This is a genomic window from Streptomyces sp. NPDC032745 (genome assembly GCF_055579465.1).
In genome coordinates this window covers 29009-45560 of record NZ_JBVING010000002.1, presented here as the reverse complement: position 1 = coordinate 45560, position 16552 = coordinate 29009, and the positions used below count along the sequence as shown (strand labels likewise).

14 protein-coding genes are annotated in these 16552 nt (G+C 73.7%); 7 read left to right on the top strand and 7 right to left on the bottom strand.

Annotated elements, in window-relative coordinates:
* Positions 1–31: 31 nt before the first annotated feature.
* The 5 genes from ACZ5WG_RS04595 (at position 32) to ACZ5WG_RS04575 (ending at position 4267) form a co-directional block, all read left to right on the top strand.
* Positions 32–709 (top strand): response regulator transcription factor, encoded by a 678-nt coding sequence (locus ACZ5WG_RS04595; protein ID WP_468720597.1) that lies wholly within the window; start codon positions 32–34, stop codon positions 707–709.
* Complete coding sequence (locus ACZ5WG_RS04590) at positions 702–2141, top strand: sensor histidine kinase (protein ID WP_468720595.1); 1440 nt, start codon at positions 702–704, stop codon at positions 2139–2141. Before ACZ5WG_RS04595 ends, ACZ5WG_RS04590 begins: the two co-directional genes overlap by 8 nt.
* A gap of 170 nt (positions 2142–2311) precedes the next feature.
* On the top strand, positions 2312–2539 hold the full coding sequence (locus ACZ5WG_RS04585) for a hypothetical protein (protein WP_468720593.1): 228 nt from the start codon (positions 2312–2314) through the stop codon (positions 2537–2539).
* Positions 2536–3462: an RNA polymerase sigma factor gene (locus ACZ5WG_RS04580; RefSeq protein ID WP_468720592.1), complete on the top strand. Its 927-nt coding sequence runs from the start codon at positions 2536–2538 to the stop codon at positions 3460–3462. Before ACZ5WG_RS04585 ends, ACZ5WG_RS04580 begins: the two co-directional genes overlap by 4 nt.
* Positions 3446–4267 (top strand): hypothetical protein, encoded by an 822-nt coding sequence (locus ACZ5WG_RS04575; RefSeq protein WP_468720591.1) that lies wholly within the window; start codon positions 3446–3448, stop codon positions 4265–4267. The genes ACZ5WG_RS04580 and ACZ5WG_RS04575 overlap by 17 nt, the downstream gene beginning before the upstream one ends.
* Positions 4268–4332: 65 nt before the next feature.
* On the opposite strand, the gene ACZ5WG_RS04570 is transcribed toward ACZ5WG_RS04575, so the two are convergent.
* From ACZ5WG_RS04570 to ACZ5WG_RS04555, 4 genes are all read right to left on the bottom strand, one after another.
* Entirely contained in the window at positions 4333–5601 is a 1269-nt protein-coding gene (locus tag ACZ5WG_RS04570; protein ID WP_468721425.1) for a serine hydrolase domain-containing protein, read from the bottom strand.
* Positions 5602–5736: 135 nt separating this feature from the next.
* A complete protein-coding gene (locus ACZ5WG_RS04565) occupies positions 5737–6579 on the bottom strand; it encodes an NlpC/P60 family protein (protein WP_468720590.1) in 843 nt (280 codons plus the stop codon).
* Positions 6580–6745: 166 nt separating this feature from the next.
* Positions 6746–10621, bottom strand: a complete 3876-nt coding sequence (locus tag ACZ5WG_RS04560) for an nSTAND1 domain-containing NTPase (protein WP_468720588.1) — start codon at positions 10619–10621, stop codon at positions 6746–6748.
* A gap of 176 nt (positions 10622–10797) precedes the next feature.
* Positions 10798–11163, bottom strand: a complete 366-nt coding sequence (locus tag ACZ5WG_RS04555; RefSeq protein WP_383511678.1) for a hypothetical protein — start codon at positions 11161–11163, stop codon at positions 10798–10800.
* A 413-nt stretch (positions 11164–11576) separates the two neighbouring features.
* Between ACZ5WG_RS04555 and ACZ5WG_RS04550 the strand changes: the two genes are divergently transcribed.
* Positions 11577–13661 carry a SpoIIE family protein phosphatase gene (locus ACZ5WG_RS04550; protein ID WP_468720586.1) on the top strand — a complete coding sequence of 695 codons (2085 nt, stop codon included), beginning with the start codon at positions 11577–11579 and terminating at the stop codon, positions 13659–13661.
* 124 nt (positions 13662–13785) lie between these two features.
* Positions 13786–14826 (top strand): endonuclease/exonuclease/phosphatase family protein, encoded by a 1041-nt coding sequence (locus ACZ5WG_RS04545; RefSeq protein ID WP_468720585.1) that lies wholly within the window; start codon positions 13786–13788, stop codon positions 14824–14826.
* On the opposite strand, the gene ACZ5WG_RS04540 is transcribed toward ACZ5WG_RS04545, so the two are convergent.
* The 3 genes from ACZ5WG_RS04540 to ACZ5WG_RS04530 are packed head-to-tail and all read right to left on the bottom strand — an operon-like array spanning position 14820 to position 16524.
* On the bottom strand, positions 14820–15698 hold the full coding sequence (locus ACZ5WG_RS04540; protein ID WP_468720584.1) for an ATP-grasp domain-containing protein: 879 nt from the start codon (positions 15696–15698) through the stop codon (positions 14820–14822). The genes ACZ5WG_RS04545 and ACZ5WG_RS04540 overlap by 7 nt on opposite strands.
* Positions 15695–16033, bottom strand: coding sequence for a MazG-like family protein (locus ACZ5WG_RS04535; protein ID WP_468720583.1), 339 nt, complete (start codon positions 16031–16033; stop codon positions 15695–15697). The genes ACZ5WG_RS04540 and ACZ5WG_RS04535 overlap by 4 nt, the downstream gene beginning before the upstream one ends.
* Positions 16034–16077: 44 nt before the next feature.
* On the bottom strand, positions 16078–16524 hold the full coding sequence (locus ACZ5WG_RS04530; protein WP_468720582.1) for a nuclear transport factor 2 family protein: 447 nt from the start codon (positions 16522–16524) through the stop codon (positions 16078–16080).
* Between the last annotated feature and the right edge of the window lie 28 nt (positions 16525–16552).

Sequence of the window (16552 nt, the reverse complement as noted above, 5' to 3'; positions counted from 1 at the left end):
GCCGCCGGAGCGACCTGAGAACCTTGTCCCCATGCGCGTACTGGTGGTCGAGGACGAACGGCGGCTCGCCGCGGCCCTGCAGCGGGGTCTGCAGGCCGAGGGCTTCTCCGTGGACGTCGCCCACGACGGCCCGCAGGGCCTGTGGCTGGCCGGCGAGCACGACTACGACGCCATCGTGCTCGACATCATGCTGCCCGGGCTCAACGGCTACCGGGTCTGCGCCCGGCTGCGCGCGAGCGGCTGCGAGTCGGGAATCCTGATGCTCACCGCCAAGGACGGCGAGTACGACGAGGCCGAGGCCCTCGACACCGGCGCCGACGACTTCCTCTCCAAGCCCTTCTCCTACGTGGTCCTGGTCGCCCGGCTGCGTGCCCTCATCCGGCGTACCGGCCGCCGCAGCCCGCAGGTCATGGAGTTCGGCGACCTGGTGATCGACCCGGCCGGGCAGCGGTGCACGCGCGCCGGTACCGAAGCCCGGCTGACCTCGCGCGAGTTCGCGGTCCTCGTGTACCTGGCCCGGCGGGCCGGTGAGGTCGTACCCAAGCGGGAGATACTGGAGCACGTCTGGGACTCCGCCTACGAGGGCGACCTGAACGTCGTCGAGGTCCACGTCAGCGCCCTGCGCCGGAAGATCGACGCTCCCTTCGGCCGGGCCGCCGTGGAGACCGTCCGCGGCGCGGGCTACCGGCTGGCGGCCGACGGTGGCTGAACCGGTGAACCGCGCCGCCGCCCCGTCCCCCGGCGGAGGCCGCCCACGCACCCTCCGCCGGATCCGAGACACCGCGCGGCGCCTGCGCCCCAGCTCCGTCCGCGCGCGGGCCACGCTCGGCGCCTCCACGGTGGTGGCCCTCGCGCTCGGCGCGGCCTCCTTCGCCCTGCTCGGGATGCTGGACGGCAACCTGATGCGGGGCGCCCAGGCCGATGCCGAACGGCAGGCCCTCTCCACCGCCGGGCTCGCGGCCGCGGGCCGCCTCGACACCGTACTGACACCCGGGCGGGACACCGACTTCCTGCAGGTCGTCGACGCCGACGGCCGCGTCCTGGCGGCGAGCCCCAACCTCGCCGGCCGCCCCGCCCTCTCCCCGGCCCGCCCGGGCAAACCCGGCACGGTCCGCGGCACTTGGAAGGAGGGCCCGGCCCGCGGCGACCGCCGCCATCGCGTCGTCCAGGTCACCACCGTCACCGGGGAGGGACTGGTCACCGTCTACGCGGGGACCTCGCTGCGGCAGGCCGACGCCGCCGACGACGTCATCACCGGCGCGCTGGCCGTCGGGGTACCGCTGCTCGTGCTCACCGTCGCGCTGGTCACCTGGCGCGTGACCGGCTGGGCGCTGCGCCCCGTCGAGGCGATCCGCGCCGAGGTCGCCGAGATCAGCGACCGCGACCTGCACCGCCGGGTGCCCGTACCGCGCAGCCAGGACGAGATCGCCCGGCTCGCCGTCACCATGAACACCACGCTGGACCGGCTGGAAGCCGCCGGGATCCGCCAGCGCCGGTTCATCGCCGACGCCTCGCACGAGCTGCGCAGCCCGATCACGGTGCTCCGCACCCAGCTGGAGGTAGCCCAGGCCCACCCCGATCCGGCGCTGTGGGGCGAACTGGTCAGCGGGGCCCTGGAGGACACCGTACGGCTCCAGGACCTCGCCGCCGACCTTCTCCTGCTGGCCCGCCTGGACACCGGGGAACCGCCCCCGGCAGCAGCCGTCGACCTCGCGGACGTCGCCCGCGAGGCGGCCCGCTCGCGCAGGCGGGACCGGATCCCCGTCGACATGGACATCGCTCCCGAGGCCACCGTGCGCGGCAGCACGCTGTGGCTCTCCCGGCTCGTCACCAACCTGCTGGACAACGCCCAGCGCCACGCCGACCGGCGGGTCCGGCTCCTCCTGCGGATCGACGCGGCCCGGCGTACCGCCGTGCTGGAGGTGCGCGACGACGGGCCGGGCATCCCGGCCGCCGACCGGGAGCGGGTCTTCGAGCGGTTCACCCGCCTCGACGACGCCCGCAGCCGCGACGAGGGAGGCACGGGCCTCGGCCTGGCCATAGCCCGCGACATCGCCACCCGGCTGGGCGGCTCCCTCACGGTCGAGGACGCCCCGGCCGGCGCACGGCTGGTGGCCCGCCTTCCTCTGGACTCCGCCTGAAGCGGGCCCGTATCCGGTTCTGATTGTTCCCCGTTCTGCTTTTTTCGCACCTGTCCAACTCTGTTCACTCCATGCTTGCCCTCGGCTCTTGAAGGGGGGCGCCGGCAACGCCAGGAGCCGGAATCCCGGACAGACATCAACCATGGCGCACACAGCCAGAGGACGGCGCGATGAAGAACAACCGGATGATCGTCACCGTGGTGGCGCTCTTAGCGATCTTCGCATTCAGTGTGGTGATGGTGGTGGCGGGACAGCCCGTCGCAGCCATCACCGCACTCATCCCGTCGGTCGCGCTGGGCGTGCAGCAGATCGTGCAGGCGGGCACGGGACCCGCGGAGAGCCGCCGCGAGCGGCCCTCCGTGCAGGTGCCCGACCGGGACGAGGAGCCGCGCGGATGAACCTCCACTCGGCACCCCAGGACGTCCCCCAGGGCGGGCGCGGCAAACCGGGCCGCCCGCTGGGTCCCATCGCCGAGGGCACCGGAGCGGCGCACCGCGCCTGGCTGGAACCGCTGCGCGACGCCATCCACGGCAGGGGAGTGACCCTGGACGAGCTCCAGGCGCGCACCGGCCGGCCCAAGGGGCACATCTCCGAACTGCTGCGGGCCGTCGGCCGCTATCCCCGCTGGGTCTTCGTCCGTACGGTGCTCCTCGCGCTGGACCGGCCCGGCGTGCCGTACGACACGATGCGGCTCCGCTGGGTGCTTGCCGCGCGGGATCTCGGCAAACGCACCTCGTGGATCAAGGACTGCCTCCACGAGGGCGGCGCCCGCCACCGCACCCGGGCCGCCTCGGTCCCCCTGGACTACTTGGCCTTCCGGCAGATGCACCACCCGCACTACACCTGCTACGCCTCGGCGTTCCTGCGCCGCCCCGGCCTCGTCCGCAATGCCGTCGACGACGTGTTCACCCTGCTGCTGATGCTGTGGCACGACGCACTCGCCAGCGAGAACCCCGAGCGGTTCGCGTGGCCGATCCTGCGCCAGACCGTGCTCGAACGCGCGCCGAAGGACAACGGCCGCCCCTCCCTCGTCGAAGCCGCCTTCGACACGATGGCCCTGGACCTCGCCCCGGACCCGGTCGGCCAGGTCGCGGAGTCCATGGCCCTGTTCCGGGCCGTCGGAGAACTGGCCCCGCTCCAGCGGGACGTCATCGTCCTGCTGTACCTGTGCGGGCTGGAGGACGACCGGGCGGCGGACGAACTGGGCGTCTCCCTCGCCGCCGTGCGGTCCACCGCACGGCACGCCAAGCGCAACCTGCACGCCGCCCTGTACCCGGACACCACCACCGAAGAGGAGGTCTCCGGTGACCTCGACCATTGACCAACTGCTGGCCCGAGCCCGTCTCCACGACGCCTCGCACGCCCCCGCCGACATCGCGGACACCGGCGGCGAACCGCACCACCGGGCGGGCGCACGGGCCTCCGGCGCGGCGGCGGGCGAACCGCACAGAAAGGATATGCGGGGAGCCGCGCGCGACCTCCAGGCGCTGTGCGAAACGGCCGTCACCGGAGCCGCCGTCGCCGAGCTGGGCGACTTCCTCACGAACAAGCTGCCCCAGCCCTCCGGTGCGCGCGTCCTGGGCTGCATCCTGCTGCTCACCGACGCCGAGGACTCCGCCCGCTTCTGGTGGCAGTACGCCGCCGGCGCCGGAGACTCGATCGCCTCGTACTGCCTGTACCTCCACCACCTCGCGCTCGGCGAGAACCACGAAGCCGTCTGGTGGCGGCGCCAGTCGACCCCGTCCGCCGCCCGGCACGCGGCGGATTCACCGGATACGACGGATGCGCCCGGCGCGGCGGACGCGCCGGACGGGCCGGACGCCGCCACCGTGGTCTTCGACGGGGCGGAGCGGAACCTCTCGGCCGATGCGAGCCTGCCCACCACCCTGCGCGTCCTGCGGGCGCTGCGGCCCAGCGGAGGCGGGCCGAAGCGCGGCTCGAGCACGGTCATGGCCGTCATGGAGTACGTCTCGGCCGCCGTCAGCTACGTCGACGACGATCTCGAACTCCCGCTGCCGGACCCGGACTTCACCGACCGGATCCGTGCCCTGACGGCCGCCGTCCGCCCGGCGCGACCCGGCCGCCGCACCTCGCCCCGGCTCCCGCCCAGGCTCCGGGCCACCTGATCGTCACCGCCCGGAACAGAGGTGCCGCTCGGCAGGGGACCGCCGAGCGGCACCGGCTGCCGGGGTCAGCGCGAGCCGTGCTCCGGGAGGTCCTGCTCGGCCGGGGCCGCCGTCAGGTCCGGGATCAGCGCGAAGCTGCGCTGGGCCTTGGGGGCCGCAGGCGCCTTCTTCCCGCAGAACGCGCCCTCGAGCGTGCCGCCCAGGGCCGTGTTCGCCTCACCCTTGTTCGAGGTGTTCGCCACCGCCGCGAGGCTGCGCTTGCCGTCGCGGGTGGCGAAGGCGTACGTGTAGAAGCCCTGGACCGTGCCCGTGTGCCCGTACACCGAGGTACCGCACGACAGGTCGTAGCGACGCAGGCCCAGTCCGTAGAACCGGGTGTTCGTGGCGTCCGTCGGGGTCATGGTGAGCATGCCGTCGAGCATGCGCGGCGCCAGCAGCTTGCCGCCGAGCAGCGCCGACATGAAGGTGTTCAGATCGGCGGCGCTCGAGATCATCGCACCCGCGGACTGTGCCCAGGACACCGTCTGCTCGGTGGAGTCGACCAGCGGCGCCCCGGCCTCGTCCGGGTGGAGGTAGCCGTGCAGGTGCGCACCCTTGATCGCGGTCGAGGGGTGCACGTACGAGGTGTTCTTCAGCTTCAGCGGCTTGATGATGCGGCGCTCGTACTCCTTGGCCACGCCGTTCCCGGTGGCCTTCTCGATGAGCATGCCGACGACCACGAAGTTGGTGTTGGAGTACTTGTACGAGACGCCCGGCTCGGTCGTGCGCGGTTCGCGCAGCGAGAGCTGGACCAGCTCCTGGTAGGTGAAGACCTTGTTCCGGACGGCCTCGAAGCCGGGCACGGTCTTGTCGAACATGGCGTTCGTGTAGTCGGCCAGCCCGCTGCGGTGGGTGAGCAGATGACGCACCGTGATCCGGTCGTCGGGCAGCAGGCCGGGCAGGTACTGGTTGACCGGGGCGTCCAGGCTCAGCTTCCCCTCGTCCACCAGCTGGAGCAGGACGACGCTGGAGAACGTCTTGGTGACGCTGCCGATGCGGAAGCGGCCCTTGAGGTCCATGGCCGCACCGGTGGTCCGGTCCTGCACACCCACCGCACTGGTCAGCGGCGCACCGGAACCGGTGATGCGGACCATGGCGCCGGGGGCACCGACCGCGGTGGTGTTCTTCAACGCCTGCGTCACGGCCTCGAGATCGGGCACCGGCGCGGGCGCGGCGGTCTGCGCCGCCTGGCCGGAGAACGGGGTCGCCGCTGCCTCGGCGGCGGTCGCGGGCACCACACCGGCGAGCACGGCGAGCAGGGTGGCACTGAGAGTCAGGCGTCGGTCGAGAGGCAGGCGCACGTGTTGTTCCTCAACTGCAGAGTGACGGGAAGGGTTTCGCGTTCGTGGACTCGCCGCCCCCGGGCGGTGATCAAGGCCGCGGCCTGCGATCGTACGTGCCGGACGGGTGCGGACCGACTGCGGGCCGCCTCAGAACGTGCAGGCAGGGACGTTTTCCAGCCACGCCGGCCCCTGGATGTAGATGTTGGTGACCCATGCCTTGTAGTCGGGCAGGTAGGACCAGGCGTCGTTGGTGTAGCCGTCGGAGGTGACCTTCTCCGCGTGCTTCTGGCACTCGACGCGGATCGTCGTCGGCCCCGGGAAGGCGTAGACACGCGCGGCCGCGGTGGACGGCTGGGCCTTGGTCCAGACACCGGTGCCCCAGGTCCGGAACACGTGCCCGGTCACCGGACCCGGGTCGATCCGCACCGCCCCGTAGTAGCCGTCGTTCAGCCGGACGTCGCTGACCATCAGTTTCGTACCGGACTGCCGGGCCTCCGCCATCTTGCCGGCGCCCAGGTAGATCGCGATGTGGTGCAGGTCCCGGGAGGTGCCCCACACCAGCAGGTCGCCGGGGAGCAGCGGGGCCAGACCCTGGGCCGCGCTGAAGCGGCCGGCCGCGTGGTGCGTGTAGTACTGGGCGCCGGCGACCCCGTTCAGGATGTCCGACCCGGTGGCCTCGGCGTAGGCGTGGCGGACCAGTCCCGAGCAGTCGAAGCCGAGCCGCTCGGGATCGTGCTCGCTGGCCGGATCTGTAGGGTCCACCTGCCCGTACGTGGCCCCGGGCTGCGGACCGTGGCCGCCGCCCCACGTGTACCAGACGTCGGCGGTGACTTGTGCGCAGGCGGCGCCGACGGCCCGCTCGGCGGCGGCGGACGCCCCCGGGGCCAGGACCCGGCACGAGTTGTCGGCGGCTGCGGCCGAGGCAGGGGGCCACAGGAGGCAGACCAGGAGTGCGATGAGTGTGCCGATGAGACCGGACCGGCGAAGCATGCGGGATCCTCGATTCTCGTTGCCGTGGGGAAGCGCTGTGGCGGGGGAGGCCGTTGGCGTGTGCCGCAGCCGGAACGAGCCTGCGGGCTGCGGCCTCCCCGCGTCGAGGTCCCGGCGGCACACCACCCGGACGGGCAACGGGAAACCCCCGGGAAACCCCCGCCGGTCAGGGCTCTTCGGCGCACCGCGCGGCGCCGTCGCCCGCGTGCAGCCGGCAGATCTCCGCGAGCCGGGCCCGGAGGTCCGGGTTCCACAGCCGCACCGTGCCGTCGTTGCTGCTGCTGGCCACCGTCCGTCCGTCGGGCGAGAAGACCACGCCCCACACCGCGCTGGTGTGACCCGTCAGGGCGGCCCACAGCCGCCGCCCGGCCACGTCCCACAGCCGCACCGTACGGTCGTTGCCGCTGCTGGCCAGCGTCCGGCCGTCGGGGGAGAACGCGACGGCGCGGGCGGAGCCGGTGTGGCCCGCCAGCACGGCCCCGGCCTCGAACCGCCGGGCGTCCCACAGCCGTACGGTGCCGTCGTTGCCGCTGCTCGCCAGCGTCCGCCCGTCCGGGCTGAAGGCGACGGCCCGTACCGCACCCGCGTGACCGGTGAGCGTGGCCAGCGGCCGCCGCCCGGGCACGTCCCACAGACGTACCGTCAGATCGTCGCCGGCGCTCGCCAGGGTGTGGCCGTCCGGGCTGAACACCACGTCGTTCGCGAAGTCGGTATGGCCCGTGAGCGCGCCCAGGGCCGTACGGGAGGCCACGTCCCACAGCCGCACCGTACGGTCGGAACCGGCCGACGCCAGGAGCCTCCCGTCGGGGGAGAAGGCCACCGCGAACACCGTCCCGCTGTGACCGGCCAGCGTGCCCAGGGCCGTACGCGAGGCCACGTCCCACAGCCGGACCGTCCCGTCGGAGCCCGCCGACGCCAGGAGCTTCCCGTTGGGGGAGAAGGCCACCGAGAACACCGTCTCGGTGTGGCCCGCGAACGTCGCGACCACCCGCCGCCCGGCCACGTCCCACAGCAGCACCGTGTGATCGGCGTCGGCCGTGGCCAGCAGCTTCCCGTCCGGGCCGTACGCGGCGTGCCAGATCTCCGTGAACGGGCGCGAGGTCAGGACCGGGCCGCGCAGGTCCCACAGCACCACCGACTGGTCGAAGGCCGCGGTGGCGAGCATCGTGCCGCCCGAGTCCACCGCGACCGCGAGCACGTAGTCGGTGTGTCCGGCCAGCGTCGAGGTGAGCCGGCCGCTGCGCACGTCCCACAGCCGGGTGGTGCCGTCGCCGCTCGCGCTGACGACCGTGGCGCCGTCCGGGGTGTAGGCGACCGCGTTGATGTCGTCGTTGTGGCCCGTCAGCGCCGTCGTCGTACGGCCTTCGGCCACGTCCCACAGCCGCACGGTCCGGTCGACGCCCCCGGAGGCCACCGTCCGCCCGTCCGGCGCGAACGCCACGCCCAGCACCTCACCGGTGTGTCCCTCGAGGACGGCGAGCTGACGGGCCGCCACCGGATCCCACAGCCGCACGGTCTGGTCGACGCCCGCCGACACCAGCGTCCTGCCGTCCGGCGCGTACGCCAGGGCGTTGACCCTCCCCGTGTGGCCGGCCAGCACCGCCGCCGCACCACCGCCCGCGGGATCCCACAGCCGGACCGTCCCGTCGGCGCCCGCCACGGCGAGCGTGTGCCCGTCGGGCGCGAAGGCCACGGCACGGGCGTCCGCCGTCTGCGCGGGGAGCACCGCGAGCTCGTGTCCCTCCGTGTCCCACAGCCGTACCGGACCGTCCGTGGACGTCGCCGCGAGGGTGCGGCCGTCGGGGCCGAAGGCGACCGCGCGCACCCGGCCAGGCACGGTCAGGGTCACCGTCGTCCGCCGGTCCGAGACCCGCCGCAGCAGCACCTTCCCGTCGGAACCGGCGGTCGCCAGCAGCCGGTTCCCCGGGGCGAAGGCCACCGCGTTGACCGGGCCGCTGTGCCCGCCCAGGCGGGCGAGGAACGGCTGGGCCTGCGTGCTCAGCAGCGCGCCCCGCGCCTGGGGCGTCGCCTCGGTGCGGTACGCCTCCTCGGCGAGCCGCATCGAGGCCTCGGGCTGACCGGCGGCGAGGGAGGTGGACTGCACGGCGAGGGCCTGCGAACGGGCGATGCGCTCCTGGCCGAGCGCGCCCGCCCGCTGCTGGTACGCCAGCGCCCCGGCCGTCAGGGCCAGGGCCAGCAGGCCGACCAGCATGGCCAGCATCCGCTGCTGGAGCCGGACCTGGCGCCTCGCCTGCGTGCGCCGGGCGTCGTCCGCGGCCTGGCTCGCGCGCAGGAAGGCCGCCTCCCGGGGGCTGAGCCGGCTCCTTCCGTCGAGCTCGTCGGCCCAGGCACGGGCGCTCTCCAGCCGGGTCCCGCGGTACAGGACGGACGGATCGCGGCCCTCGCGCTCCCACTCCTCGGCGGCCTGGGCCAGTTGACGGTGGACCAGCAGCCCGTCCCGGTCGGCGTGGATCCAGCCGCGCAGCCGCGGCCAGGCGTGCAGCAGGGCCTCGTGGGTGATTTCCACGGTGTCGCTGTCCATCGTGATCAGCCGGGCCCGGACGAACGCGTCGAGGGCCGCCGCGGCCCGGTCCGCGTCGGCCAGCTGCTCCATCAGCGCGGTCCGGTCCGTCCGCCGCCGCGTCGCCCCCGTGCCCTCGGCGACATGGACCAGCGCCACCAGGATGCGGCGGATCGTCCGCTGCTCGGCCGGGTACAGGCGGGCGAACGCGCTTTCGGCCGTGTGCGCGACCGCGCCCCGGATCCCGCCCGTGTCCTCGTAGCCCGCCACGGTCAGGGTGGCCCCCTCGCGCCGCTGCCAGGTGGCCATCAGCGCGTGGGACACCAGCGGCAGCGCACCGGACGGCGTGTCCCCCGGCCCGCCCGCCGGGGCCGGCGTCCCGGGCTCCTCCCGCAGGCCCGCGTCGCGCAGCAGCAGGGGGACCAGACCCGCCTCGAGCGTGAGCCCGGCCAGCTCCGCCGGGCGAGTGATCGACTCGCGCAGCTCGGCCACGGACATCGGGGGGAGGACGAACAGCCCGTCGGTGAAGACCGGGGCCAGTTCGGGAAGGTCCAGGCAGTTGCCGGAGAAGTCGGCCCGGACTCCGAGCACCACCACGGCCGGGTCGTGCGCCGCCGGCCCCGGCCCCGGTGCGGCCAGGGCGCACAGGACGCGGACGAAGCCGCGCCGCTCGTCCTCGTCGGGGCAGAGGGTGAAAAGTTCCTCGAACTGGTCGACGAGCAATACCGGCCGGACGGTGGGGAGCCGGCGCCCCCGGGATGGTGCCGCGGTGCCGCCCGCCAGGTCGTCGACGGCCTCGAGCAGCCGTTCCGGCCGGTCCCGCAGCTCCCGTACGGTGAGGCCGAGATCGCCGCCGAGCACCTTCGAGGTGCGGTCCAGCAGCTCCTGGAGCGGATGCGCGGTCGGTGTGAACCGTACGACCGGCCAGCCGTCGGCGCCCGCCATCGGGAATCCGCCGGTGCGCCGCAGGGCCGGTACGAGACCCGCGCTGAGCAGGGACGACTTGCCTGCGCCCGACCGGCCGACGAGCATCAGCGGGCCGCTGCCGATCCGTTCGAAGACCCGCTCGACCAGGGCGGCGGTCACCAGGTCGCGGCCGAAGAACCAGGCCGCGTCCCGCGAGGTGAAGGCGGCGAGGCCGCGGTAGGGGCACTGGCCGGCCGACTGAGGCCCGGCCGGACCGTCGGCGCCGCCCCCCGTGCCCGATCCCGCCCGGGCCCTGGGGACTTCCGCCTCCGGGACCAGCCGTAACAGGGCGCCGCCGGCCTCCAGTACCTGGTCGCAGCGCAGCGCGACATCGCGGGTGACCCGCTTGGCGCCGGTCTCGATCTTGCTCAGGTAGCCCTTGCTGTAGTGCGTGCTGCGGGCCAGGTCGGCCAGCGACAGGCCGCGCTGCACCCGCAGCTGCCTCAACCGGGCGGGAAAGGACGTGCCGGAGCCGTCGGTGGCCTCGACGGCCTCGGTGGCTTCGGGTGAATCGTGCTGGTGGTCGGTGTTCCGTCCGCGGTCCGGGTCCCCCACGGCATCCCCCATGGCACAGCGCGCCCAGGTTGTGAGATGGAAGGTCCCAGGCTACCGCGGGGGTCGGACGGCGGAGCACGCGTTCCGCCCGGCGTGGCGCAAAAACGCGCAGCACAGCGGCCTTCCGGAGCCGCCGCGGCCGGCGGATCCGGAAGGATGTGTGAACAGCCGCTCGGTTACGGCCGGTTGAGGGTGATGGAGTTGATCGGGCCGAGGTCGGCGTAGACGCCCGTCCCCTCGGCGATGCGGGACCCGCAGCCGACGCCGTTGTAGCCGGTGCACAGGCTGGCGGTGGCTCCGCCGTACTGGTTGTTGAGGACCCAGTGGTTGCCGAACTGGTTGCTCAGGTTGTGGGCTCCGTAGCTGTAGAAGATCTGGCTCGGCTTGACGGCTGGGTTCTGGTTCTGCGGGTAGATGCAGACCGCCCCGTACGGACAGCCGGCCCAGTCGTCGGCAGGCTTGGCGTCGGCCGCGCCGCCCAGTGCCACGACGGCCGCGGCGGCGGTGGCGAGCGCGGCGGCGCCGCGGATCATCTTGCGCATCTTGTCCCCCTGTTGGGTTGCCTCGGTGCTGACGTGCTGACGCCATCAGCCTTGCCCGGCTGCCCGCGGGGGTCGACGGGTTGCCTGTTGCCCATCGGCGGCCCCACCGGGAAACCGCCTGTGACCTGCCCGGTCGCGAGACCGTGGTCAACTCGGGAGAGCGGGGTTCGGTGTGCGTCATGGGCGTCCCTCCCGGACACGATGCTGCCCGGGGCCCCGCCCACCCGCACCCGCGCGGCACCCGCACCCGCGTAGGCCTGCGGCCGGTGTCACCGGGGGCGACCGGCCCGCTCCCGTGCGGCGCCGTGATGTCCTCCTTCCCGATGGCGGGCAGAATTGAGGGGAGCGCCCGTGTCCGCCACGCGTGCTCGGTCAGCCACGCGTGCGAGCCGTGCGCAGAAGGGGGCCTGCCGATGCCATCGGACCGGCTGGGGGGCGCGGACGGTCCCGGCCCGATTCGGTCCGAACCGGGGTCCCTGCTGGAACAAGTGGTGGTGGCCGTCTTCGGCATCGACGACGAGGACCGGGTCTGCTACTGGGGCCCCGGCGCCCAGAACCTCTTCGGCCACGAGGCCCCTGCGGTGCTGTCGCGGCCCGCGGCGGTCCTCTTCCCCGAGCCGGCCCCCGGCGACGGTCCCGGTGGGGCCGCGCAGCTCGTGGAGCGCGCCCGGGCCCTGGGCTACTGGCGGGTACGGATGCCGGCCCTGCACCGGGACGGCTCCGTGTTCAACTGCGGCTTCCGGGTCTTCCCGATGACCGGCTCCACGGGCGGCTCCGTGGTCATGGGCCTGGCGAGCAGGGGCGACGAGCTGGACCGGGTGAAGACCAACCTGTCCTTCCTCGACTCCCTCTTCGAGACCTGCCCGATCGGCCTGGTCATGCTGGACGAGGAGCTGCGCTACGTCCACCTCAACCAGGCGCTGGCCGACATGGACGGGGTCCCGCTCGAGGAGCACCTGGGCCGCCGGATGGCGGACATCATGATCACCTCCGACGGCGGGGAGTACCAGCGCATGCTGCGGTCCGTGGCCCAGGAGGGCCGGACGGTGATCGGCACCCTCGTCGGGCTGCGCACACCGGGCCACCCCGACCGCGACCAGGTGCGCTCGGTCAGCTTCTTCCCGCTCAGCGGCGCGGGGGACACCCGGCGCGGCGCGGGCGGACTGCTGCTGGACGTGACCGACCGGGAGCAGGCCATCCTGGAGGCGACGGCCGCCCGCCAGCGCCTCGCCCTGCTCGACCGGGCCTCGGCACGCATCGGCACCACCCTGGACCTGCACGTCACCGCACAGGAGCTGGTCGACTCGGTGATCCCGGACTTCTGCGACGCCTCCGTCGTCGAACTCGTGGAGTGGATGGACGAGACCGAGGCTTTCGACCCGGCGCTGCCGGTGACCACCCGCCGGATCGCCTCCGGTACCACCCTCCCCGAGCCCGCCGTCGAACTCGTGAGCGGCCTGGAGAAGGTCACGTACCCGCCGGGCTCCAACATCCACCAGATGCTGAGCACGGGCCGCCCGCTCTGCTTCACGGTCGACGAGGACTTCACGACCCGGACCGTCGTGCACCAGCAGCGCGCGCGACTGCTGCTGGAGAGCGGGCTGACCTGCATCCTCATGGCACCGCTCATCGCCCGCGGCACGGTGCAGGGCATCAGCATGTTCGGCCGCTCCGCCGCCCGCCCGGCCTTCGCCGAAGAGGACCTCGGCCTCGCCGGTGAACTGGCCTCCCGGGCCGCGCTGTGCCTGGACAACGCCCGGCTGTACGGCAGGGTCCAGGACATCGCCCTCACCCTCCAGCGCGCCCTGCTGCCCAGCGCCCCCGCCGGCGGCCCGTACGTGGACATCAGCCACCGCTACCTGCCCGGCAGCAGGGTCACCGAGGTCGGCGGCGACTGGTACGACGCGATCGCCCTGTCCGGCGACCGGGTCGCCCTCGTCGTCGGCGACGTGATGGGACACGGCGTGCCCGCCGCCGCGGCCATGGGCCGGCTGCGGATCACCGCGAAGACGCTCGCCCGGCACACCGCGGAGCCCGCAGCGCTGCTCGAAGAACTCGACGTCTGCGCCCAGGAGGCCGGCATCGAGTGGGCGACCTGCCTGTACCTGCTCTACGACCCGCACACCGGCCGCGCCCGCATCGCCAACGCCGGCCACCTCCCACCCCTGGTACGCCACCCGGACGGGACGGTGCACACCGTCGGCGACGTGCTCGGGGTGCCGCTCGGCGTGGGCGGCGTACCGTACCGGTCGGTCGAGATCGAGCTCCCGGAGGGCGCCACCGTGGCCCTGTACACCGACGGCCTCGTCGAGGCCCGCGGCCAGGACATCGACACCGGCGTGGACGCGCTGCGCGAGCAGCTGCGCGCGCCCCTGGGCTCGCTGGAGGAGGCGGCCGACCGCATCCTCGGGAACCTGCTGCCCGACACGGCGACCGACGACACGGTCCTCGTCCTGGCCCGGGTCAGCGCGGTTCCCGGCCGCTCGGCGGCCGGGTGACGGCCCGCCCCGCGCAGGCCAAGGAGTGGCGGCGCTCCGGTTCCGGAGGGCCGCGGGAACCGGATCACCGCGCGCGGCGTCGTCGTACGGTGCGACGTCGTGCGAGTGGCCACGATGCGGGGGGATGCCGAGCCGATCGGGAGCAGGGCGCGTGGGGAAGCAGTGGTCACGGCGGTGGCCGTGGCGGTGGCAGGGGTCGTGGCAGGGGTCGTGGCGCGGGCGGGGGCGGGTGCTCACCGGGCTCTCGGTCCTCGTCGCCTGCCTGCTGGTCTTCCACGGCGCGGTGCCCGATACGGCGGGCCGTCCCGGCAGCCTGCTGGAGACGTTCCTCCCCTGGCTCGGCCTGGCCGTCCCGGTCCTGCTGGCCCTGACGCTGCTGCGCCGCTCGGCCGTGGCCGCCTGCGCAGTGCTGCTGCCCGCAGCCGCCTGGCTCGGCCTCTTCGGCGCTTTCCTGCTCCCCGGCGACGACCGGGCCCCCGACCTCCTCGCGGTCCAGCACAACGTCAGCGACGAGAACCCCGATCCGGCGGGCACCGCGCGCGCCCTGGCCGGGACCCGGGCCGATCTCATCGCCCTGGAGGAGCTGACGCCGGCCGCCGCGCCGGCGTTCGGGGCGGAGCTCGCGCCGGAGTATCCGTACCACGCGGTGGAGGGCACGGTCGGCCTCTGGTCGAAGCACCCGCTGTCGCAGGTGCGGCCGGTGGACATCCGGCCGACCGGCGTGGGGGAGGGCTGGAACCGCGGACTGCGGGCCACCGCCCGTACGCCGAACGGCGAAGTCGCCGTGTACGTCGCGCACCTGCCCTCGGTGCGCCTCGGCCCGACGCACGGGTTCGGCTCCGTACGGCGGGACGAGAGCGCCGCCCTGCTCGGCGCCGCGCTCGCCGCGGAGCGGACGGACCCGCTGATCCTGCTCGGGGACCTCAACAGCACGGTGGACGACCGCGGGCTGGATCCGGTCGCCGCGCAGATGGACCCGCCCAGCCGGGACTTCGCCTTCAGCTGGCCCGCGGCGCTGCCGGTGGCCCGGATCGACCAGGTCATGACCCGCGCGGCGACCGTCACCCGGATCCGGGCGCTGCCCGCGACGGGAAGCGACCACCTCCCCGTCGCCGCCCGCATCAGGTGGCACGGCTCCGGGCCGGACTCCGACGCGCGTCAGTGATCAGCTGCGGCGCGCTCGTGGACGAGGTCCGCGAAGCGCCGTAGCCCGTGCTCGCTGTGGGCCATGAAGAGGTTGGGCTCCACGAGCTCCACCTCCATCAGGACCGGCGTACCGTCGTCCGCCGTCGCGATGTCGACCCGCGCGAACAGCAGGTCCTCCGCACCGGGAACGGCGGCCAGCGCCGCCCCGGCCAGGGCCAGTTCCGCCGCGGACGGCCGGTGCGGCACCAGGTTCGGATGCGGCACGCGCTCGTTGTCGACGACCCCGACGTCGGTCAGCACCGGGCCCTTGCGCATCGCGTGGCTGAAGACGCCGCCGAGGAAGACGAGCGCCCGCTCGCCCTCGTCGATCCGGGACAGGTACGGCTGCACCATCGCGGTGGATCCGGCGGCGTGCAGCGCCGCGACGTGCCCGGCCGCCAGATCGTGATGGTGCTCCGCGTACCGCGCGGTGTCGCGCGCGCCGGCCGAGACGGCCGGTTTGACGACGAACTGGCCGTGCTCGGGCAGCGCGAGGGCCTCGCCGGGTGCGATGAACCGGGTCGGCACGACGGGCACGCCACGGCCGGCGAGCTCCCCGAGGTACCGCTTGTCGGTGTTCCAGCGCACGAGCCCGGCCGGATTGTCGAGCCGCGTCGCATCCTGCACCGCGTCCGCCCAGGCCAGGTACTCCGGCCACCGCTCGGCGTAGTCCCAGGTGGACCTGATGACCACGGCGGCGCACTGCGACCATTCGAAGCCGGCGGCGTCCCAGGGCGCCGCCACGGCGTCGACCCCGCGGGCGCGCAGCGCTTCGAGCATCAGCGGCAGGTCCGCGTCGAAGGCCAGTCCCATGGCCGAGGTGGCCAGCGCCACTCGCGTCGCGGCGGTCACCGGTGGCTCCTCGCCTCGTCGCCCGCTCCGCCCGGGGCCTCGATACGGTGCAGGACGCCCCGCTCGTCGCGGACGTAGACGCGGTCGCGGTTCTTGGCCAGCTTCCGCTCCACCTCGGACTCCAGGTCGATGCCGTTCATCTCGGCGAGGGCCGCGACGTACAGGACCACGTCCGCGAGCTCCTCCCCGAAGTCGGGCAGCTTCTTGCGCCAGGCGGTGAACGCCTCCCCGACCTCGGCCGTCAGCAGCCCGAACTCCAGTGCCACGTCGGTGGTGTTGAAGCCCTTCGCGAGCTTGTTGTCCCAGGCGAGCTGCTGGGCCGAGCGGATGTCCACCGGTTCCTCCGGGTGTGCGTACGGGAGTTGGCTGCCCGGCGAGCCTAAGGGCGAGTGGGCGTCCCCTCGGCCGGGGCCGGGGCCAGGCCGTCGGCGACCAGGCCGGCGAGTACGGCCTCGCCCAGGGCGTGCACCGCGGACTGGGGCCTCACCATCACGGTGAACTCCTTGATCCGGCCGTCGTCGGCGTAGTGCAGCAGGTCGATGCCGTGGATCGCCCTGCCGTTCACCGTCGCTCGGAAGAGCAGGACTTCCGACGGGGACACCGTGCCGTCCACGCTCGTCTCGGCGGTGCCGGCGTACTGCCCGACGTAGCGGAAGTCCTCGAAGGTGCGCAGCAGCACCCCGAAGAGCCCCAGCACCATCGGCCGGCCCTCGAACGGCGTGAACTTCACGGGGCTGTACAGGCGGACGTCCTCGGTGAACAGGGCCTCCAGGGCGGCGGCGTCACGGTTGTCGACGGCGGCGCGGAAGCGGTCTGCTGCGGTCACGGCTTCTCCCTGATGCTCGGCTGTATCT